General features: G+C 63.2%; 19 protein-coding genes. 13 read left to right on the forward strand and 6 right to left on the reverse strand.

The annotated features are described in order from the left end of the window. Nucleotide 1: 1 nt before the first annotated feature. From HX823_RS15460 to HX823_RS15520, 13 genes are all read left to right on the forward strand, one after another. Nucleotides 2-1,972 (forward strand): MacB family efflux pump subunit, encoded by a 1,971-nt coding sequence (locus HX823_RS15460; RefSeq protein ID WP_177075377.1) that lies wholly within the window; start codon nt 2-4, stop codon nt 1,970-1,972. After that, complete coding sequence (locus HX823_RS15465; protein ID WP_177075379.1) at nt 1,965-3,368, forward strand: efflux transporter outer membrane subunit; 1,404 nt, start codon at nt 1,965-1,967, stop codon at nt 3,366-3,368. Before HX823_RS15460 ends, HX823_RS15465 begins: the two co-directional genes overlap by 8 nt. 104 nt (nt 3,369-3,472) lie before the next feature. After that, on the forward strand, nt 3,473-4,216 hold the full coding sequence (locus tag HX823_RS15470; protein WP_038847679.1) for an alpha/beta fold hydrolase: 744 nt from the start codon (nt 3,473-3,475) through the stop codon (nt 4,214-4,216). 107 nt (nt 4,217-4,323) lie between these two features. Then, the gene (locus HX823_RS15475; RefSeq protein WP_177075381.1) at nt 4,324-5,091 is read left to right on the forward strand and encodes a FadR/GntR family transcriptional regulator; all 768 of its coding nucleotides are present in this window, start codon (nt 4,324-4,326) and stop codon (nt 5,089-5,091) included. Between the two features lie 212 nt (nt 5,092-5,303). Next, entirely contained in the window at nt 5,304-6,506 is a 1,203-nt protein-coding gene (locus HX823_RS15480) for an ABC transporter substrate-binding protein (RefSeq protein ID WP_177075383.1), read from the forward strand. A gap of 58 nt (nt 6,507-6,564) precedes the next feature. Further along, the gene (locus HX823_RS15485) at nt 6,565-7,425 is read left to right on the forward strand and encodes a branched-chain amino acid ABC transporter permease (protein ID WP_016974865.1); all 861 of its coding nucleotides are present in this window, start codon (nt 6,565-6,567) and stop codon (nt 7,423-7,425) included. A gap of 1 nt (nt 7,426) precedes the next feature. Further along, nucleotides 7,427-8,437, forward strand: a complete 1,011-nt coding sequence (locus HX823_RS15490) for a branched-chain amino acid ABC transporter permease (RefSeq protein WP_177075385.1) — start codon at nt 7,427-7,429, stop codon at nt 8,435-8,437. Next, complete coding sequence (locus tag HX823_RS15495; RefSeq protein ID WP_038849033.1) at nt 8,434-9,183, forward strand: ABC transporter ATP-binding protein; 750 nt, start codon at nt 8,434-8,436, stop codon at nt 9,181-9,183. Before HX823_RS15490 ends, HX823_RS15495 begins: the two co-directional genes overlap by 4 nt. Then, nucleotides 9,183-9,878: an ABC transporter ATP-binding protein gene (locus HX823_RS15500; protein ID WP_028617000.1), complete on the forward strand. Its 696-nt coding sequence runs from the start codon at nt 9,183-9,185 to the stop codon at nt 9,876-9,878. The genes HX823_RS15495 and HX823_RS15500 overlap by 1 nt, the downstream gene beginning before the upstream one ends. A 13-nt stretch (nt 9,879-9,891) precedes the next feature. Beyond that, nucleotides 9,892-11,160 (forward strand): Zn-dependent hydrolase, encoded by a 1,269-nt coding sequence (locus HX823_RS15505; RefSeq protein WP_177075387.1) that lies wholly within the window; start codon nt 9,892-9,894, stop codon nt 11,158-11,160. Next, a complete protein-coding gene (locus tag HX823_RS15510; RefSeq protein WP_177075389.1) occupies nt 11,157-12,563 on the forward strand; it encodes an amidase in 1,407 nt (468 codons plus the stop codon). The genes HX823_RS15505 and HX823_RS15510 overlap by 4 nt, the downstream gene beginning before the upstream one ends. A 169-nt stretch (nt 12,564-12,732) precedes the next feature. Beyond that, on the forward strand, nt 12,733-13,596 hold the full coding sequence (locus HX823_RS15515; RefSeq protein WP_177075391.1) for a LysR family transcriptional regulator: 864 nt from the start codon (nt 12,733-12,735) through the stop codon (nt 13,594-13,596). Nucleotides 13,597-13,654: 58 nt separating this feature from the next. Beyond that, nucleotides 13,655-14,659, forward strand: coding sequence for a LacI family DNA-binding transcriptional regulator (locus HX823_RS15520; protein ID WP_038849041.1), 1,005 nt, complete (start codon nt 13,655-13,657; stop codon nt 14,657-14,659). On the opposite strand, the gene HX823_RS15525 is transcribed toward HX823_RS15520, so the two are convergent. From HX823_RS15525 to HX823_RS15550, 6 genes are all read right to left on the reverse strand, one after another. Next, nucleotides 14,656-15,381, reverse strand: a complete 726-nt coding sequence (locus HX823_RS15525) for an SDR family oxidoreductase (protein ID WP_177075393.1) — start codon at nt 15,379-15,381, stop codon at nt 14,656-14,658. The two genes, HX823_RS15520 and HX823_RS15525, sit on opposite strands and share 4 nt — an antisense overlap. Beyond that, a complete protein-coding gene (locus HX823_RS15530; protein WP_177075395.1) occupies nt 15,382-16,914 on the reverse strand; it encodes an FGGY-family carbohydrate kinase in 1,533 nt (510 codons plus the stop codon). It lies immediately after the preceding gene. A gap of 2 nt (nt 16,915-16,916) precedes the next feature. Continuing rightward, complete coding sequence (locus HX823_RS15535) at nt 16,917-17,996, reverse strand: alcohol dehydrogenase catalytic domain-containing protein (RefSeq protein WP_038849047.1); 1,080 nt, start codon at nt 17,994-17,996, stop codon at nt 16,917-16,919. 28 nt (nt 17,997-18,024) lie between these two features. Further along, nucleotides 18,025-19,017: an ABC transporter permease gene (locus HX823_RS15540; protein WP_177075397.1), complete on the reverse strand. Its 993-nt coding sequence runs from the start codon at nt 19,015-19,017 to the stop codon at nt 18,025-18,027. Then, nucleotides 18,983-20,491: a sugar ABC transporter ATP-binding protein gene (locus HX823_RS15545; protein WP_177075399.1), complete on the reverse strand. Its 1,509-nt coding sequence runs from the start codon at nt 20,489-20,491 to the stop codon at nt 18,983-18,985. Before HX823_RS15545 ends, HX823_RS15540 begins: the two co-directional genes overlap by 35 nt. Nucleotides 20,492-20,554: 63 nt before the next feature. Continuing rightward, nucleotides 20,555-21,478 carry a substrate-binding domain-containing protein gene (locus HX823_RS15550; protein WP_038849054.1) on the reverse strand — a complete coding sequence of 308 codons (924 nt, stop codon included), beginning with the start codon at nt 21,476-21,478 and terminating at the stop codon, nt 20,555-20,557. Between the last annotated feature and the right edge of the window lie 129 nt (nt 21,479-21,607).

Consider the following 21,607-nt stretch of genomic DNA (forward strand, 5'->3'; position numbering starts at 1 on the left):
GTTGACCACGCCCCTGATCGAACTCAAGAACATCCGCAAGTCCTACGGCGGCGGCGACAGCCCGCAGGTCGACGTGTTGCGCGGCATCGACCTGTCGATCCATGCCGGGGAATTCGTCGCCATCGTCGGCGCCTCGGGCTCCGGCAAGTCCACGTTGATGAATATCCTCGGCTGCCTGGACCGTCCAAGCACCGGCGACTACCTGTTCGCCGGGGAGAACGTCGCCCACCTGGACAGCGACGAACTCGCCTGGCTGCGTCGCGAAGCCTTCGGCTTCGTGTTCCAGGGCTACCACCTGATCCCGTCGGGCTCGGCCCAGGAAAACGTCGAGATGCCGGCGATCTATGCCGGTATCAGCGCCGCCGAGCGCCATGCCCGCGCCCATGCCCTGCTCACCCGCCTGGGCCTGGCGGAGCGCACCGGCAACCGTCCACACCAGCTTTCCGGTGGCCAGCAACAGCGGGTGTCCATTGCCCGCGCGTTGATGAACGGCGGCCATATCATCCTCGCCGACGAACCCACCGGCGCCCTCGACAGCCACAGTGGCGCCGAGGTCATGACGCTGCTCGACGAACTCGCCAGCCAGGGCCACGTGGTGATCCTGATTACCCACGACCGCGAAGTGGCGGCGCGGGCCAATCGCATCATCGAGATCCGCGATGGTTTGATCATCAGCGATTCAGCCGACGGCAGCGACGTTGCACCGGCATTGGCGAACGGCGCCCTGCAAGCCGTGGACCTGCGCCAGCGCCTGGCCGACGGCGCCGAGCACAATGGCGCGTGGAAAGCCGAGCTGGTGGATGCGGTGCAAGCCGCCTGGCGGGTGATGTGGATCAACCGCTTCCGCACCGCGCTGACCCTGCTGGGGATCATCATCGGCGTAGCCTCGGTGGTGGTGATGCTGGCGGTGGGCGAAGGCAGCAAGCGCCAGGTCATGGCGCAAATGGGCGCGTTCGGCTCCAACATCATCTACCTCAGCGGCTCGTCGCCGAACCCGCGTACGCCGCTGGGCATTGTTACCCTCGATGACGTCCACGCGCTGGCGGCCCTGCCCCAGGTCCAGCGCATCATGCCGGTCAACGGCAGCGAAGCCGGGGTGCGTTACGGCAACGTGGACTACATGGCGTATGTGGGCGGCAATGACACCAATTTCCCGGAGATTTTCAATTGGCCGGTGGTCGAGGGCAGTTACTTCACGGCCGCCGACGAGCGCGCCGCCGCCACCGTGGCGGTGATCGGGCATCGCGTGCGCGAAAAGCTGTTCAAGGGCGAGGTCAACCCGATCGGCCAGTACATCCTGATTGAAAACGTACCGTTCCAGGTGATCGGTGTACTGGCGGAAAAAGGTGCCGCCTCCGGTAACAAGGACAGTGACGACCGCGTCGCCATCCCTTACACCGCCGCCAGCGTGCGCCTGTTCGGCAGCTACAACCCCGAATATGTGGTGATCGCGGCGGCGGATGCGCGCAAGGTCCACGAAGCCGAGGTCGCCATTGATCAGTTGATGCAAAAACTGCACAACGGCAAGCGCGACTACGAGCTGACCAACAACGCCGCGATGATCCAGGCCGAGGCCCGCACGCAGAACACGCTGTCATTGATGCTCGGTTCGATTGCGGCGATTTCCCTGCTGGTGGGCGGGATCGGCGTGATGAACATCATGTTGATGACCGTGCGCGAACGCACCCGTGAAATCGGCATCCGCATGGCCACCGGCGCACGCCAGCGCGACATCCTGCGCCAGTTCCTCACAGAAGCGGTGATGCTTTCAGTGGTCGGCGGTTTGTGTGGCATCGCCCTCGCCTTGTTGGTCGGCGGCGTGTTGGTACTGGCCAAGGTGGCGGTGCAGTTCTCCCTCTTGGCGGTGTTTGGCGCATTTGGTTGCGCACTCGTCACCGGCGTCGTATTCGGCTTCATGCCGGCCCGTAAAGCTGCCCGGCTCGATCCGGTTAAGGCGTTGACCAGTGAATAAACAGTCCTTCTACCTGCCTGCCTTGTGCGTGTTACTCAGCGCCTGCACCGGCAACCCGCCCGCGCTCGACAGCGGGATTGCAGCGCCTGCCGCCTGGCAATTTGCCGAACGCGACGCTGCCCAAGCCACCAACCAGCAATGGTGGACGCAGTTTGGCAGCCCGCAGCTCAACCGTCTGGTCGAACAGGCCCGGCGTGACAGTTTCGACGTGGCCGCCGCCACCGCACGCGTGCGCCAGGCCCAAGCCAGTGCAGTGATTGCCGGCGCGCCGCTGTTGCCGGAAGTGAAGCTTAACCTCACCACCAGCCGCCAGAAGCTGTTGCGCGGCCCGGGTGGACCGGACCTTGACGCAACGCAAAGCGATGACGCCGTCGACAACTTTGGCGCCAACCTCAGCGCCAGCTACGAAGTGGACTTCTGGGGTGGCCGCGCCGCCGCCCGCGACAGCGCCCTGCATAGCCTGCGCGCCAGCGAATTTGACCAAGCCACCGTGGAGCTGACCTTGCTCAGCAGCGTGGCCGACCGCTACGCGCAAACCCTGGCCGCGCAGCAGCGCCAGCAGATTGCCGAGCTGAACCTGGCCAACGCGCGCAACGTGCTCGACCTGGTGCAGACCCGCTATGACGCCGGCTCCGCCACCGCCCTGGAATTGGCCCAGCAAAAAAGCCTGGTGGCCAGCCAGCAACGTCAACTGCCGCTGATCCAGCAACTGGCCGAAGAGTCGCAGATCACGCTGGCCGCCCTCCTCGGCCAACCGGTCCAGACGTTGGACCTGGGCGCAGAGCCGTTCCAGGCACTCACTTGGCCAACGATCGGTGCCGGTATGCCGAGCCAATTGCTCAGCCGCCGTCCTGATATCGCCAAGGCCGAGGCTCAGTTAGCGGCCGCACAGGCCGACGTCACCGTGGCCCGCGCGGCCATGCTGCCCGCCATCACCCTCGGCGCGACCCTGGGCTCCGACGCCTACAAGGCCGTGGATGTCCTGCGCAGCCCCTACTACACGCTGACCGCCGGGCTGGTGGCGCCGATCTTCAACAACGGCCGTTTAAGTGCTGAACGTGACAAGGCCCGCGCGCGCCAGGATGAACTGCTGCAAACCTATCGCGGTGCGATCATCAACGGCTTTGCCGACGTAGAAAAATCCCTCAGCAGCATCACGCGTCTCGACCAGCAGCGCGAATGGCAAAGCGAAGAACTGCAACAGGCCCAGACCGCCTTCCAAATTGCTGAAAGCCGCTACCAGGCCGGTGCCGAAGACCTGCTCACAGTACTGGAAACCCAACGCACCCTGTACGCGGCCCAAGACCAGAATGTGCAACTGCGGCTGTCGCGCCTACAGGCCAGCATCGCGTTGTACAAGGCATTGGGCGGCGGCTGGCAGACACAGATCCGATAAACAAAACTCCGCTTTCGTACATCAGCTGTCTTCTCGCCCTACATTCTTCGACCAAAGGTCCTTGGTAAAAAAACCGCACTCACACGGTTGCCCAGGACCTCTTGATGACTGTCGCAAAATACCTGACGTGCGCCTGTCTCTGGGTAACAGCCAGTGCTGCCCAAGAGCTGATTCCCCCCACCGCCATCGACTGGCTGCTGGATTGCCCCCTGCCCACCGTTGAACGCCTGGACCCTGAAGTGCTGCAACGCACCCAATGCGGGGTCGTGAGCGTGCCGCGCAATTACGCCGCGCCTCGGCAAGGCAATCTGCGTCTCTACCTGACCCGCGTCGGCGCCCGTGACCCGCTGAACCGCGAAGGCGTGGTGTTCGCCCAAGCTGGCGATGCCCCCAAAAGGAACCAGGGCGGCACCTTTGTCATTCACCTGACCAGCCTCTGGGGCTCCTACTCCAACCCGGCGTATCGCACGCTGGTCAACCGCTACGACGTCATCGAACTCAGCCCCCGCGACCTCGGCAACGACAATGGCGTCGAACAGGCCGCCCAGGACCTGGAGTTTGTGCGCACCCAACTGGGCGACGCCCAACTGCTCTACCTGGGCAATGCCGATGCTGCCCGCCTGGGCAACCGGTACGCGGCGCTGTTTCCCGAACGAGTGGCGCGCATGGTGCTGGTCAATGCGCCACAGCCCGAATCGGCCTCACCGCAGGTCGAACAACTGCGCCTGAAAGAGTTGGCCAAACAGGATGCCAGCAGCTGCATCAACCGCTGGGTGGGCGACTTCCTGGTCTTCGGCAAGCAGCCTCCGCCATCCACACGCTGCCTGGATTCGGGCAACGACGAGTAACCACTCGATTGCGACCTGTTGCCATCGAAAACGACACCCGCCGTTGACGCTGCACCTCGATCGTTATTAAGTGCTATTAATCCGCATTAATACGATAAATCAAACTTATGCTAAGCCGCCCGCTACGACGCAAACGCCAGAAGCTGTCCGATGTGATTGTCGAGTCGGTCAAGCGCTCCATCGTCACCGACGCCTTGAAGCCCGGCGACCGCCTGCCCACCGAACGCGAGCTGATGGAAAGCTTCCAGTGCTCCAAAGGTTCGGCCCGCGAAGCGCTCAAGGCGCTGGAAGTGGAAGGCCTGGTGAGCACTCGCACCGGGCCCAGCGGCGGCGCCTACCTGAACCAGGCCGGCACCGAACCGGCCAGCCGCGCGTTGCGCAACTACCTGCACTTCCAGCATCTGGACGGCGAACAGGTGTACCAACTGCGCAAAGTCATCGAAGTGGAACTGGCGGTATCGGTACTCGGGCGCTTGAGCGAAGACGACTACCAGGCGCTGCAGGACAACGTGGACTTTTGCAGCGCCCCCGAAGACAGTGAAGCCGGCCAGCGTGAACAGCGCCTGGCGGAGCTGGAGTTCCATAACCTGCTGGCCAAGGCCTGTCCCAACCCTTTGCTGAGTTTCATGGCGCAGTTCCTCAACGATCTGCTGCGCGACCTGGTGGTGCTGAAAAAAGCCTACAAGCCCAAGCGCAAGCAGTTCGACGCCGCCAACCTCGACTATCACAAGCAATTGCTGATCGCCTTTCGTGCCGGGGATGAAACCGCGGTGCGCAGCTTGATGCATGAACACATGTGCGATGCCGAACACCACATGACCGCCCTTGAAGGCCAGGTCAGCCCGCATTTTCTACTGGAGTTCGATCACTCTTAAAAAACACCACAGACCCAACGTGGGAGCGGGCTTGCTCGCGAAGGCGGTGAGTCAGCAAAGCATCCGGTGGCTGATGCACCGCATTCGCGAGCAAGCCCGCTCCCACAGTTTCTGTCCGCGTTTCACCTCAATAAAAAGGCCTGCCCACAGGCCCTTGCTCCACCGTATCGCCATTGCCACTCCTGCCAATAACTAAACCAGGGAGTCACCCCATGCAGCGTCGTACGTTGTTGAAAGCCAGTCTTACCGCAGCCGCCGCCCTCAGCCTCCCGCTGAGCATGCGGTCTGCATTCGCCGCCGAGCCCTTTACCTTTTACGGCCTAAAGTCCATGTCTGGCGCCTTTGCCAGCTATGGCAAGTTTGCCGACATGGGTTCGCGCCTGGCGGTGGAGCAGCACCCCGAACTGCTCGGCCGCCCGCTGAACTACAAGGTGATCGACACCGAGGGCAACGCCGGCAAGGCTGTGCGCAAGGTGCAGGAAGCCATCCAGCAGGACGGCGCGCGGTTCTTCCAGGGCTGCACCCTGTCGTCCTCGGCACTGGCGGTGGCCAAGGAAGTGGACAAGGTCGGGGGTGTGTTCATGACCCCGGTGGGCGCCGATGAAGTCACCGGCAAGGACTGCAACAAGGCAACCTTCCGCTGGTCGGTGCCTACCTACGGCGCGATCCGCGAAACCATGGTGCCGCTGATCAAGCTGCTGCCGGACGCCAAGCGTTGGTACACCATCACCCCGCAATACGTGTTCGGCGAAGCGCTGCTCGAAGGTGCGAAGAATGTGCTCAAGGAAAACGGCCTGGAACACATCTGCAACAGCTACCACTCGTTGCAGGAGCAGGAATTCTCCGGCTACCTGACCAACGCCATCGCCGCCAAACCCGATGTGCTGGTGCTGCTCAACTTCGGCAGCCAGTCGTCCAACACCCTGCGCCAGGCGGTGAACTTCGGCATCAAGGAACGCATGAAGGTGCTGCTGGTGTGGTCCGCCGGCCTCGACCAGTTCCAGGAACTGGGCAGCGACGTGCTGGAAGGCGTGTACCTCGGCGCACAGTACTGGCACCAGGTCGACACCCCGCTCAACCGTGAACTGGTCAAGCTCACCCAAGCCAAATACGGCATCAACCCTACCTACCCGCTGGCCGCCGATTACATCAGCACCAAGGTCATGCTCGAAGCCATCATCTGCACCGGCAGTTTCGACGGACCGACCGTGGCCAAGGCCCTGCAGGGCCTGAGCTACGAAGGGCCCACCGGCAAGGAATCGATCCGCGCCGGCGACCACCAGGTGATCAAGGATTACTACCTGCTGATCGGCAAGGCCACCGCCGACATGGCCGACAAGGACGACCTGGCCAAGGTGCTCAGCGCCGGCCAGTCGTTCCCGCCGGTGGAAGCCACGGGCTGCACGCTCGGCTGATCCCCCTGAATTTGGTAGCGCAGGGCCGTGCAAGCGGCCTCCTGCAGAGGGTTCCTGCATGCTTAATCTTTACCTGTTCCAGATCCTCAACGGCCTTGGGCTGGGGATGATCTACTTCCTGATCGCGGTCGGGCTGACGATCATTTTCGGCCTGCTCAACTTCGTCAACTTCGCCCACGGCGCGTTTTTCCTGCTGGGTGCCTACATCTGCTACACCGCCGTCAGCCTCACCGGCAACTTCTGGCTGGCGTTGCTGATTGCGCCGCTGGTGGTGGCCGCGCTGGCCTGGGCCATCGAGCGGTTGTTGATCCAGCGCATCTATCACTTACCGCACATGTTCCAGATCCTGGTGACCCTGGGCATCGCGCTGATCATCCAGGAAGCCAGCGTGATGATCTGGGGCCCGGTGGGCAAAAGCGTCGCCGTGCCGGAACTGCTGCGCGGCGTGCTGGTGGTGGGTGACTTCGTCTACCCCTACTACCGCCTGTTTCTCATCGTGTTTTCCGGGCTGGTCGGCCTGGGCCTGTGGCTGCTGCTGGAACGCACGCGCTTCGGCGCCCTGGTGCGGGCCGGCAGTGAAAGCACCGAAACCGTGTCGCTGCTGGGCACCAATATTTTCCGCCTGTTCTCCATGACCTTCGCCCTCGGCGTGGCCCTGGCCGGTGTCGCGGGCGTGCTGTTCGCCCCGTTGCGCGGCGCGCAGCCCTTTGTCGGCCCGGAAATTCTCGGGGTGGCCTTCGTGGTGGTGGTGATCGGCGGCATGGGCTCGTTCAGCGGTGCGCTGGTCGGCGGTTTGCTGGTGGGCGTGGTGCAAAGCCTGATGACCACACTCTGGCCCCAGGGTGCGAGCTTGATGATCTACGGCGCCATGGCCGTGGTGATTCTGGTCCGTCCCTACGGCCTGTTTGGGAGAGCCTGACATGAGCGAGAAAAATCCCCTGCCGTTTGCCAAGACGCAATCGCGCGCGATGTTGCTGTGGGTGTTGGCGGTGCTGATCGGCCTGCCCTTGATACTGCCGTCGGCGACCCTGGCCACCGAGATCCTGATCTTTGCGATGGCGGCCCTGGCCTGCAACCTGCTGCTGGGCTACACCGGCCTGCTGTCGTTCGGCCAAGGCATCTTCTTCGGGGCCGGCGCCTATTGCGCGGCGTTGCTGATGATCCACCTGCAACTGGGCCTGTTCACGGCGTTGTTCGGCGCCGCCGTGGCCGGTGGTTTCCTGGCGTTGCTGGTGGGTGCCCTGGCGATCCGTCGCACCGGCATCTACTTCGTGATGCTGACCCTGGCGTTCAGCCAGATGGCCTACTTTGTCGCCTACACCCTCAGCGACTGGACCGGTGGCGACAACGGCCTGCTCAGCGTGCCGCGCCCGGAGATCCGCATAGGTGAAACCGTGCTGCTGTCACTGGCCGACGCCCGCGCCTTCTACGGCTTTGTCGCGGTGCTGTTCCTGTTGATCTTCATCGGCGCCCGCCGGGTGATCGCCTCGCCATTCGGCAGCACCTTGATGGCGATCCGCGAAAACGAAACCCGCGCCTCGGCCATCGGCTACGACACGCGGCACTTCAAGATCCTGGTGTTTGTGCTGTCCGGCGCCGTCACCGGGATTGCCGGCGCGCTGTACGCCATGCTGCTGCACTTTGTGCCGCTGTCGAATATCGACCTGGCGATGTCCGAGAACATCCTGATCATGACCATCGTCGGCGGCACCGGCTCATTGTTCGGCTCGCTGCTCGGCGCCGGTTCCATCGTGCTGCTCGGGGATTTCCTCTCCGACCTGTGGCCACGCTGGCTGATGCTGCTGGGGGTGATCCTGATCCTGGTGGTGATCTTCATGCGCGGTGGTTTGTGGGGCGGCCTGGCGTCGCTGTTCGAAAAGGTACGCGGCCATCGCAACACGGCCGCTGTCGCCAAGGAGGAAGGGCTATGAGCATCCTTTTGGAAACCAGAGACCTGGAACTGGCCTATGGCGCGTTCCACGCGGTGAACGGCGTGAACCTCAAGGTCGAGGCCGGCACCATCCACACCATCATCGGCCCTAACGGCGCGGGCAAGACCAGCCTGTTCCACTGCCTCACGGGCGAACGCCAGGCCACCGCAGGGGCGATTCATTTCGACGGCAAGAACCTGATGCGCAAGCCCGCCCACGGCCGCGTCGGCCTGGGCATGGCGCGCTCGTTCCAGCTCACCAGCCTGTTCCAGAACCTCAGCGTGCGCGAAAACCTGCGCCTGGCCGCCCAGGGACGTGACGGCGCACGCGCCTTGAATTTCTGGCGCCGCGTCGACAGCAAGCGCGAACACCTGGAGATGGCCGACCAGGTGCTGGAACGCCTGCAACTCACCGCCCGTGCCGACACCCTGGCCGGCGAGTTGTCCCACGGCCAGCAGCGGGTGCTGGAGGTGGGCATGTCGATCTGCTCCAAACCGAAACTGTTGATGCTCGACGAACCCACCTCGGGCATGGGCATCGATGACATCCCGATCATGACCCAGCTGATCAGCGACCTCGGTCGCGACCACACGGTGCTGCTGATCGAACACAACATGAGCATCGTCATGTCCATCAGCCAACGCATCACGGTGATGAGCCACGGCCAGATCCTGGTGGAAGGCACGCCGGAATTCGTGCGCGCCGATGAACGCGTGCGCACCGCTTATCTTGGGGAGGCTGCCTGATGCTGATCGTCGAGAACATCCATTCCTACTACGACAAGAGCCACGTGCTGGAAGGCGTGTCGCTGACCGTCAACCCTGGCGAACTGGTGACGCTGCTGGGGCGCAATGGCGCCGGTAAGACCACCACCTTGCGCAGCATCCTCGGCATCATCTGCCCGCGCCAGGGCCAGATCCATTTCAACGGCCAGGCCTTGGTGGGCCAGAAGATCTTCGAAATCGCCCGCCAGGGCCTGGCGCTGGTGCCGGAAAACCGTGGGATTTTCCGCCTGCTCACCGTCGAAGAAAACCTGCGCATCGCCGCACGCAAGACCAGCCGCTGGCAGCTGGAAGACGTGTACGCCATGTTCCCGCGCCTCAAGGAGCGGCGCAAAAACGCCGGCCACGCGTTGTCCGGCGGCGAGCAGCAGATGCTCGCCATCGCCCGTGCCCTGCTCAACGATCCCAAGCTATTGATCCTCGATGAACCCACCGAAGGCCTGGCCCCGGTGATCGTCGACGAGTTGGTGAAGATCCTGCGCAAGGTCAAGGACGATGGCCTGCCGGTGCTGCTGGTGGAACAGAACCTGATGGTCTGCGACAAGCTCGCCGACCGCCATTACGTGCTTGAACAGGGCCGCGTGGTCTACGAGGGCAGCGCCGAAGCCTTCCGCGCCGACCCGACCATCAAAAACCGCTATTTGGCCCTCAGTGCCTGACCGGAGACTGCTGATGAATAGTTTTGCGCAACCGCTCAAGAGCAACGCCCCGCTGATCAACCGCGACCGCCTGTGGCAGTCGCTGATGGACCTGGCCCGACTCGGCGCCACCGCCAAAGGCGGCGTATGCCGCCTGGCCCTCACCGACCTGGATCGCCAGGCCCGCGACCTGTTTGTGCAGTGGTGCGAGGCCGCCGGGTGCAGCGTCACGGTCGACGCCATCGGCAATATCTTTGCGCGCCGCGCCGGGCAAAACCCGGCCCTGCCCCCGGTGATGACCGGCAGCCATATCGACACCCAACCCACGGGCGGCAAGTTCGACGGCTGTTATGGGGTAATGGCCGGACTAGAAGTGATCCGCACCCTGAATGATTTGAACATCGAAACCCAAGCGCCGATTGAAGTGGTGGTGTGGACCAACGAAGAAGGCTCGCGTTTTCCGCCGTGCATGATGGGCTCCGGGGTGTTTGCCGGTAAGTTCGATTTGCAGGACACCCTCGACAAAGTCGATGACCAGGGCCTGTCGGTGGGTGCCGAACTGCAACGCATTGGGTATGCAGGCTCCCGCGCCGTGCTCGGCCACCCGGTCGGCGCTTACTTCGAAGCACATATCGAACAGGGCCCGGTGCTGGAAGACCAGGCCACTACCATCGGCGTGGTCATGGGCTGCCTGGGCCAGAAGTGGTTCGACCTGACCTTCACCGGCGTCGAAGCCCACGCCGGCCCGACGCCGATGCACCTGCGCAAGGACGCCCTGGTCGGCGCTGCCGAGGTAATCAGCGCGGTCAACCGCATCGCCCATCAACAGCAACCCCACGCCTGCGGCACCGTCGGTTGCCTGAGCCTGCACCCCGGTTCGCGCAACGTGATTCCCGGCCAGGTGCACATGACCCTCGACCTGCGTCACCTGCATGCAGACAAACTACACGCCATGGTCGATGAAGTGCGAGGAGTGATCGAAGCCACCGCCGCCAGGCACGGGTTGGCGTATGAACTGACGCCAACCGCCGACTTCCCACCGCTGGACTTCGCCCCAGCCTGCGTCAACGCCGTGCGCGAGGGCGCCGAAGCCTTGGGCTTGAGCCATATGGACATCGTCAGCGGTGCCGGCCACGACGCGATTTTCGTCGCTGAACTGGGCCCGGCCGGGATGATCTTCGTGCCGTGCGAAGGCGGCATCAGCCATAACGAAATCGAAAACGCCGCGCCGGATGACCTGGCGGCGGGCTGCGCGGTATTGCTGCGCGCCATGGTCAATGCGGCACAGGGGGAAATCGCATGAGCGAGATCGGTCAACTGACGGCGGTGCAACTGCTGCAGCATTTTCGCGACAAGACCTTGTCGCCGGTGGAAGTCACCGAGGATGCCCTGCTGCGTATCGAACGCTTCAATCCGGTGGTGAACGCCTATTGCCACGTGGACCCGCAAGGTGCGCTGAACGCCGCGCGCGCCTCGGAACAACGCTGGCTCGACGGCCAGCCCTGCGGCCCGTTGGACGGCGTGCCGTCTTCGATCAAGGACCTGACGCTGACCATCGGCATGCCAACCCGCAAGGGCTCGCGCACCTCGTCCGCCGACGGGCCGTGGGAGGTGGACGCGCCCTTCCCGGCCTTTATGCGCAAGGCCGGTGCGGTGCTGCTGGGCAAAACCACCACCCCGGAATTCGGCTGGAAAGGCGTCACCGACAACCCGTTGTATGGCATCACCCGCAACCCCTGGGATACCCGCACCACGGCCGGCGGTTCGTCCGGCGGCGCGGGGGCAGCGGCAGCGCTGAACCTGGGGGTGCTGCACCAAGGCAGCGATGCGGGCGGTTCGATCCGGATCCCCTGTGCCTTTACCGGCACCTTCGGCATCAAGCCGACCTTCGGTTATGTGCCGCAATGGCCGGCCAGTTCCATGACCATCCTGTCGCACCTGGGGCCGATGACCCGTACGGTGGAAGACAGCGTCTTGATGCTGCAAACCATCGCCCAGCCGGACGCACGGGATGGCTTGATCGGTGCGCCACGCACCACACCATGGCTGACGCCGGGTACGGATTTGAAAGGGTTGCGCGTGGCCTACAGTCCGAACTTCGGTTACGTGAAGGTCGACCCACAAGTGGCCAAGGTGGTCGCGGAGGCGGTGCGAGGCCTGGAACAACTGGGCGCCCACGTCGAGCAGATCGACCCCGGTTTCAGCGACCCGCTGGACGTCTTCAGCACCTTGTGGGCAGCCGGCGCGGCACGCCTGACCGGCGCCATGAGCGAGGCACAAAAACAACTGCTCGACCCCGGCCTGCTGCGCATCGCCCAACGCGGCGAACGCTTGAGCCTGGACGACTTCAACGCAGCCCTCGAAGCCCGCGCCGCATTGGTAGCACGCATGGCGGCATTCCATGAGCACTACGATGTACTGGTGTCGCCGATGATGCCGATTACCGCGTTCACTGCCGGGCACGATGTGCCACCGGGCTCGGATTTGCAGGAGTGGACCGAGTGGACGCCGTTTACCTATCCCTTCAACCTCACGCAGCAACCGGCGGCATCGGTGCCGTGTGGGTTGGCGGCAAATGGCTTACCCGTGGGGTTGCATGTAGTAGGCGCGCGATTTGCCGACGAGCAGGTGTTGCGGGTGTGCCAGGCGTATGCAAAAGCATTTCCCACAACGCACTTACAAGCCCCAATCACCAAAACACCGTAGTACCTGATGTAGGAAGGGCTTATTGTGGCGAGCGGGCTTGTCCCGCTCGCCACAGTTGCAGTGTTCGTCCTTAATGGGAGGGTATCAGGCCACCTTCGCAGGCAAGCCAGCTCCCACAGTTTCAACCACATTCCATTACACTGTCCCCCATTCATTCCCAGGGGCCTTCATGGACATCGAACTGGCACGCACCTTCCTCGAAATCACCCGCTGCGGCAGCCTGGCCGCAGCCGCCGAGAAACTGCACGTCACCCAGACCGCCATCACCGCACGGGTCAAGAGCCTCGAAAGCCAACTAGGCAGCACACTGTTCGTGCGCAACCGCGCAGGCGCCAGGCTGACCGCCGACGGCGAGGCCTTCGTGGTGTACGCCAACCAATTGCTGCAAACCTGGGAAGCCGCAAAACGCGACCTGCCGCTGCCGGACGGCTATCGCAACGTGCTGCACATCGGCGGCGAAGTCAGCCTGTGCAACCCGTTGATGCTCGGCTGGGCCCAAGCGTTACGCCAACACATCCCCGGCCATGCCCTGCGTACCGAAGTGCGCGAAGGCGACCACCTGTTGCGCCAGCTGGAACTGGGCGTACTCGACGCTGCATTGGTGTTCCAACCGCAATACTGGCCAGGCTTGCAGGTGGAACAGGTGCTGGAAGAAAAACTGATCCTGGTGCAACTGGTGAGCAACCCAGCGCCCTACGTGTATATCGATTGGGGACCGGGCTTTCGCCAACAACACGACGCCGCCCTGCCCGACAAGGCCCGTGCCGCATTGAGTTTCAACCTGGGCCCGCTGGCATTGCAATACATCCTTGAGAACGGCGGCGCCGGCTATTTCCGCACCCGCGTGGTACAGAGTTACCTGGACAGCGGCGTGATGCAGCGCGTGCCCAAGGCGCCGGAATTCAGCTTCCCGACGTACCTGGTGTACTCACGGGCGCGGGATTCGGCGGTGTTGCAGCAGGCGCTGGGGTTGCTGCGTGAAGTGGTCAAGGCCGAAAGCGACTGGTCGCAGCGTTGGGACCCACTGATTTGAAGCAACAATCTGCACCGCGCATGCTAGCCTGCGGGTGTTTCCTTTAGCAGCCTGACCGATGAACAAGAAAAAGTCCGTCACCATCAGCGACATCGCCAAGCGGGTCGGCATGACCACCATCACGGTGTCCCGCGCACTGAGCAAACCCGACCTGGTCAAACCGGCCACCCTGGCGCGCATCCTCGAAGTGGCGCGGGAGATGGATTACGTGCCCAACGCCTTCGCGCGCGGGCTCAAGCGCAGTGAAAGCCTGATCATCGGCGTGATCACCGCTTCCGTGGACAACCCGTTCTACAGCGAAATGATCAAGGCGATTTCCCGCGAGGCCAAACAGCATGGCTACACCATCATGCTGGTGGACACCGATGAGCTGGAAGAGCTGGAAAGCAAGGCCGTGGACACCCTGTTGGGCTACCGCGTGGCGGGGATCATCCTGTCGCCGGTCTCGGATGAACCGAGCTATCAGCCCGACTACCTCGAACGCCTGGGCAACGGCAAAACCCCAGTGGTGCTGCTCGATCGCACGCTCCACGACAGCCCGTTCAGCCGCGTGGTGCTCGACAACTACCACAGTGGCATCCAGGCCGCGCACTACCTGCTGCGCCAGACCCCGAACCTCAAGCGCTTGCTGGTGCTGACCGGCCCCGAGCACTCACGCATCACCGTCGAACGGCTCAAGGGCCTGCGCGAAGTGCTGGCCGAGCACCCGCAGGTGCAGGTCGAAGTGCAGGCCGGCGACTACACGCTGATGCCGTCCTACCTGCACACCCTCGACTACCTGGCCGAACACTCGGCGCCGGACGCGATCATGGGCTTCAACCAGTTGATCACCCTCGGCGCCTTGCGCGCACTGCGCATGCACAACATCGCCCATGACAGCCTGACCATCTGCGGCATCGACCGCCTGCCCTTCGCCGACATTTTCGGCGTGCCCATCGCCTGCGTGGCCCACGATGCGTCCCTGGCCGGCAGCAGCGCGGTGCGCCTGTTGCTCGACCGCCTGGAAGACCCGTTCAAGCCACGGGACAAGGTGGTGATCGCCGGTCAGTTGGAGAACGGCTAGCGGCTGGTGTAGCCGCCGTCGATGGGCAAGCTGACGCCGCTGATCATGCTGGCGGCTCGGCTCAGCAGAAACAGCACCGGTAATGCCACTTCCACCGTTTCGGCAAAGCGCCCCAAGGGTATCGCCGCCAGCGCCGGGTCACGCTTGGCCGGTTCGGACCAGGCCATGGCCGCCATCGGCGTGAGCGTCACCGTGGGGTTGACGCTGTTGACGCGAATCCCAAAACGGCCCCACTCGGCGCATTGCACACGGGTGATCGCATCCAGCGCGGCCTTGGAGGCGCAGTAGCCGAGGTGATCGTCCAGGGCGACCAGCGAGGCCTGACTGGAGACATTGACGATGCTGCCAGCGATCTGTGCTTCGATCATTTTGGCCGCTACACGGCTGGCGACTTGCGCAGCGGCGCGGGCGTTGACTTGCATCACTTGGTCGAAAGCCTCGGCGCTGATGGCGGCAGCCGGCTCCAGGCGCGAGATACCGGCGCAGTTGACCAGGCCATGCAGGGGCGGCAGGTCGTTCAGGGTCTTGTCGAGGGCGACGCTGTCGGCGATGTCCAGGCACAAAGTGTGGCAGCCGAGTTCGGCCAAGGCTTGGGCGTCGCGGCCGAGGGCAAAGACATCGGCGCCGCTGGCGATGAGTTGCAAGGCAATTTCGCGGCCGATGCCGCTGCTGGCGCCGGTGACGAGGATGCGGTGGTGGGTGAAGTCGAAGGCTGCGTTCATTCAGTTCTCCTGCAGGCTGTGCATGATCGGTTTCAGGGCGGGATACAGCTTCAGGTACTCGGCAAACGCCCGGTCATACGCCTCGACATTTTCCGCCTTGGGCTCAGCCCGTAACTCCAGCTGCACCCAGCCCTTGTCCATTTCTCCGTCACTCACCAACCCCACCGTGTGCGCCGCCAACAACGCCGCCCCCAACGCCGCTTCCACCTCCTGGACAATGGTGTACACCGGGTAGCGCGTGACATCCGCGATGATCTGCATCCACAGATCCGAATGGCTCGCCCCGCCCACCACGATCAAGCGTGGGTCCAGGGAATGCGCGCCACGGGTGCCCGCTTCGATGTTGTGTCGCAGGGCAAAACTCACCCCCTCCAGCACGGCGCGATACAGATGAATACGGCTGTGGTAGAGGTTCAAGCCGACAAAACTGCCACTGGCGCGGTCATCCCACACCGGGCTGCGCTCGCCCATCAAGTAAGGCAGGAACAACAGGCCTTCGCTGCCCGCCGGGATGTTCATCGCGCGCTGTTCCAGCAGCACCAGGCTGTCCTGGCCGGTGGCCTTGGCTTGCTGTTCTTCGGCCTGGCAGAACTGCTCGCGAAACCAGCTGACCGAGGCACCGGCGGTGATCGCGCCGCCGAAGATGTACAGGTCGCGGTGGCCGTTGTAGACGTGGGGCATGCTCACCAAACCATGGTGCGCATCCCCTTGCTGGTTGAGGTAACCCCAGCACATGCTGGTGCCGATCATTGCCACGTGGTTGCCTGGCTGCGTCACACCCGCCGCCAAGGTTGCCATGGCCGCATCGACGCCACCGGCCAGAATCGGTGTGCCCGCCTGCAGGCCCAGGCGCGCCGCCCACTCCTCCAGCAACCCACCGACGACTTCCCCGGAATACACCAGGCGCTCCGGCATCATCGCCTGCGGTATGCCCAGCGCATCGAGCATTTCGCCAGACCAGCCACGCGCCTTCACGTCGTAGACGCCACCGATGTTGCCGGCGCTGCTATGGTCCACCGCCAACGCCCCGGTGAGGCACCAGTTGATGTAGCTGTTGGGCGGCAGCAGGTAGCGGGTCTTGGCCCACACCTCAGGCTGGTGCTGCTTGAGCCAGAGCATCTTGGTAAAGCCGTAGTAGCTGTCCACCGAGTTGCCGGTGATCGCGAACAGCCGCTCCAGGTCCACCTGCTCGCGCACCCAGGCCACCTGCTCACCAGCGCGGCGGTCCATCCAGATCAGGCACGGGTGCAGCGGCGTGATGTGCGCATCCACCGCAATCCCCGAGCCGCCGTACAAGCTGCTGATGCACAGCGCCTTGACCTGCTCCGTCGCCACGCCGGCCTTGGCCATGCACTGCGCCACACAGGCCTCGACGGCATCGAGCCAGACCTGCGGCCATTGTTCGGCCCAGCGCACTTTTGGGGTATCCACGCGATACCCCTGGCAGTGCTGGGCGATGATCGTGCCTTGACCATCCACCAGCAGCGCCTTGGTGCTCTGGGTTCCTATATCGACACCCATCACGTAGTTCATTTTCAGGCCACCGGCTTCAACAGCACCTTGATCGACTTAGTCGAATTGGCCAACGCGAAGGCCTCGGCAAAGTCGTCCAGCGGGAAGTCATGGGTGACGATGCCCTTAGAGGTGACCAGGCCGCGTTCGAACAGGTCGATAGCGATCGGGTAGCAATACGGGCCGAGATGGGCGCCGCGTACGTCCAGCTCCTTGCGGTCGCCGATGATCGACCAGTCGACGCTGGTCTCGGCACCAAACACGCTGAACTCGACAAAACGCCCGAGCTTGCGGATCAGGTCCAGGCCCTGGGTCACGCCCGCCGGCACGCCGGTGGTTTCGATGTAGACGTCGCAGCCGTAGTTGTCGGTCAGGCCGTTGATGATTTCGCGGGCGTTGTCGCGCGACGGGTTGATCACCACATCGGCGCCGAATTTTTTCGCCAGTTCCAGGCGCTCGTCGACCATGTCGATCACCACCAGTTTCTTCGGGGTTTTCAACGCAGCGACTTGGACCATGCACAGGCCGAGGGTGCCGGCGCCGGCGATCACCACCACGTCGTCGAGCTGGACATCGCCACGGTTGACCGTATGGATTGAGCAGGCCATCGGTTCCACCAGCGCCGAGTCTTCCAGCGACACCGACTCGGGGATCTTGTGCACGATGGCGGTCTTGGGAATGCGCATGTACTGGGCCATGCCACCTTCGGCCACTTCACGCTGGAAGCCGAAGATATTGTGCACTTCGCACATCCAGTACTTGCCTGACTTGCAGAAACGGCACTTGCCGCACGGCACGATCTGCTCGGCGATCACCTTGTCGCCCACCGCGACTTCGAAGTGCTCTTCGGCGCCCTCGCCCACTTCCACCACATAGCCAAAAAATTCGTGCCCCGGTACCACCGGCGCCTTGACCCACGGGTTATCGCCGCCCCAGAACATTGCGGCGCCCGAGTGGCACTTGCAGTCACTGGCACAGATGCCGCAGGCGGCGATGCGGATCACCAGCTCATTGGCGCGCGCCTGGGGTTTGCCGATGCGTTCCAGGCGATAGTCTTTCGGGCCGTGGCAGACGACGGCTTGCATTTCGGTGTGCTTGTCCATGGTGTCGGGTCCTGTTCTTGTTAGGTATTTATTTGTGGCGCTGACGGCTGATAAAAATCGCCAGCAAAATGATTGCGCCCTTGATCACGCTCTGGACGTAGGGCGACACGCCCAGCATGTTCAGGCCGTTGTTCAACACGCCGAGCAGCATGGCGCCGAGCAACGTACCGACGATCACCCCGCGCCCACCGGCAATCGAGGCGCCGCCGAGTACCACGGCGGCAATCGCGTCCAGCTCGAACGACACGCCGGCATTCGGCTGGCCGCTCATCAGGCGTGAGGTGAGGACCAACCCGGCAATCGCCGCCGTGAGGCCACTGATGCCGTACACCAGCAACTTGAAACGCGCCGCGCGCACGCCGGACAAGCGCACCGCTTCTTCATTGCCGCCAATGGCGTAGATGTAGCGACCGATGCGTGTGTGTTGCAGCAGCACGTAGGCGGCCAGGTAGGTGAGCAACATGATCAGGATCGGCACCTGGATGCCGAACAGGCTTTCGCGGCCAAAGAACGCAAACCAGTCCGGCAGCCCGGAAATCGGATAGCCATCGGTGTACATCAGGCCCAGGCCACGGGCGATACCCATGGTCGCCAGGGTCACGATGATCGGCGGCATGTGCAGGTAGGCCACGAACAGACCGTTGCCGATACCGAAGGCCACGCCGACCAACATGCCTGCGCCAATCGCCAGGCCGGGCGGCAGGCCCGCGACCATCAACCCGGCCGTAAGCGTGCCGGACAAGGCCATCACCGGCCCGACCGACAAGTCGATGCCGCCGGTGAGGATCACGCAGGTCATGCCCACCGCGATGATCGCGTTGATCGACACCTGGCGGGCGATGTTCGACAGGTTGCTGGCGGTGAGGAAGGTGTCGCTGGCGAGGATCATCACCAGGGTCACCACCACCAGCCCCACGAACGGATAAAACGCCGGCGAGCGCACCAGTCGCGCCAGGTTCAGGCGCAACCGGCTGCTGTCGCCGGTCCTAATGGACGTATTCACTTGAGCCCCCTGTTGCATGGCGCATGACCTCTTGAGGATTGACGGCAGACGCCTCGAGTACCTTGACGATGGCGCCCTTGTGGAACACGGCGACGCGGTCGCACATGCCGATGACTTCCGGCAATTCGGAGGAAATCATGATGATTGCGTAGCCCTGTTCGGTGAGGCTGCGCATCAGCGCATAGATCTGCGCCTTGGCCCCCACGTCGATGCCACGGGTGGGTTCGTCGAACACCAGCACGTCGCAGTGATGGTTGATCCAACGGGCGATCACCACCTTTTGCTGGTTGCCGCCGCTGAGGTTGAACACCCGGCTTTCGCTGCTGGGGGCCTTGATCGACAGTTGCGTCATCAGGCCTTCGACGCTGGCGCATTCGCGGTTTTTGTCGATCAGCCCCGAGGCGTTCTGGTATTTGGGCAGGTTGTTCAGCGAGATGTTTTCGCGAATGCTGAAGTCGGTGATCAGCCCTTCGCTCTTGCGGCTTTCCGGCAGCAGGCCGATGCCGTGGGCCAGGGCCTGGGCCGGGTCGTCTAGGGTGATTTTCTCGCCACGTAGCCACACGTCTTTGCTCACCGACGGCAGCGCGCCCATCATGCCCAGGGCCAACTCGGTACGACCGGAGCCGACCAGCCCGGCAAAGCCGAGGATCTCGCCCTTGTGCAGTTGGAAGCTGTTATGAGGGCCGTTGCGCACCAGCTGAATATCTTTGACCTCCAGCAACAGCGGGCCGCGCTCGGTGCTGGGTTTGGGTGGAAAACTGCATTCCAGGCGGCGCCCGACCATCATCTCGACCAGCCGGTCGATATCACTGTCAGCCACATCGGTGACGCCGACATTGCCGCCGTCGCGCAACACGCTGATGCGGTCGCACACCTGGAAAATCTCCTCCAGGTGATGGGAAATGAAAATCACCGCCACGCCCTGGCGCTTGAGTTCGCGCATGATCTCGAACAGCAGCTCGGCCTCGCTGGGCGTGAGGGTGGCGGTGGGTTCGTCGAGCACCAGCAGGCGCGCATCCAGGGCCAACGCCTTGGCGATTTCGACAAACTGCTGCTCGGCCACGCTCAGGTGCTTGACCGCGCATTGCAGGTCGATGGTCACGCCCAGGCGCTTGAACAAGGCCTCGCTGGCCTCGACCATTTCGCGCTTGCGCAACAGGCCGAAACGGTTACTCAGCTCATGGCCGAGGAAGATGTTTTCCACCGCCGTGAGGTAGGGAATCAGGCTGAATTCCTGGAACACGATGCCGATGCCGGCGGCGATTGCGTCGCGATAGGTCGCGAACTGCTGCGCCTGGCCATCGATCAGGATCTGGCCTTCGTCTTGATGTTCGACGCCGCCGAGGATCTTCATCAGCGTCGATTTGCCCGCGCCATTTTCGCCGAGCAAGGCATGAATCTCACCGCGCTCGACTTGCAGGTTGATGGACTTGAGGGCCTGTACGCCCGGGTAGCGCTTACAGATGTTTTCCAACTTCAGAAGACTGCTCATACCGCCGACCTCATATTCAGAAGGATGACCTGGGCCCCACGGACAGCGTGGGGCCTGGGTGATTTACCAGCTGAAGTCCTTGGCCTTGGCCTGGTCGATCAGGGTGATGTCCACTGGAATGGTGGCCGGCACTTGCGAGCCCCACTTCTTGGCCAGGGCGATGCCCAGGGCCAAGCGGATCTGGTCGCGCGGGTACTGCGCCGAGGTGGCGATGAATTTGCTGCCGGGTTTCTGGATCGCCTTGATCGCTTCCGGCGCGCCATCGACGCTGACCAGCTTCACGTCCAGGCCACTGGCTTCGATGGCCGAGAGTGCACCGAGGGAGCCGTTGTCATTCACGCTGAAAATGCCCTTGAGGGTGGGCTGGGCCTGCAACATGTTTTCGGTGACGGTCAGCGCCTGGTCACGTTCCTGCTTGCCGTTCTGGATGCTGACAATCTTGATGTCCGGGTGCTTGGCCACGGCCTCTTTGCAACCGCGTACACGCTCCAGGATCGGCACCACGGCGATGCCGTCGAGGATCGCGATATTGCCTTTGTCGCCGATGTTCTTGGCCAAGTATTCGCAGGCCTGGAAGCCGGCGTCGAAGTTTTTCGAGCCGACGAAGGAGTCCAGCGGGCCGTCGGCCTGGGCGTCTACCGCGACGACCACGACACCGGCAGCGTGAGCAGACTTGACCGCCGATTGCACGCCGACCGAGTCTGTGGGGTTGATCAGCAGGATATCGATGCCTTTTTGCAGCATGTCTTCGACGTCACTGACCTGCTTGGACACGTCGTGACGGGCGTCGGTGATGATCAGTTTCGCGCCGATGGTCGCCCCGGCTTCTTCGAGGGCGTTTTTCATGGTGACGAAATAGGGGTTGTTGATTTCCTGGAAGGACGCGCCGATGCGGATCGGCTTGGCAGCGTCGGCAAATGCCGGGGAGACAGTGCCGAGGGTGATGCTTACAGCCAATAAACACAGGGTTTTCGGGAGCATTTTCATGGCGTGGTTCTCTGTTTTGTTTTTATTGTTAGAGCAAATGTTATCGTTAACATTTTGCGAGAAGCTAACAAGGAAATGGGGGGTGTGCAAGCCCCCATTGGTCGCTTCGGATAAGCCGGTCACTGCAAA

Origin of the sequence: Pseudomonas sp. P7759 (assembly GCF_013386445.1) — a bacterium.
Taxonomy (GTDB): Bacteria; Pseudomonadota; Gammaproteobacteria; order Pseudomonadales; family Pseudomonadaceae; genus Aquipseudomonas; species Aquipseudomonas azotoformans_A.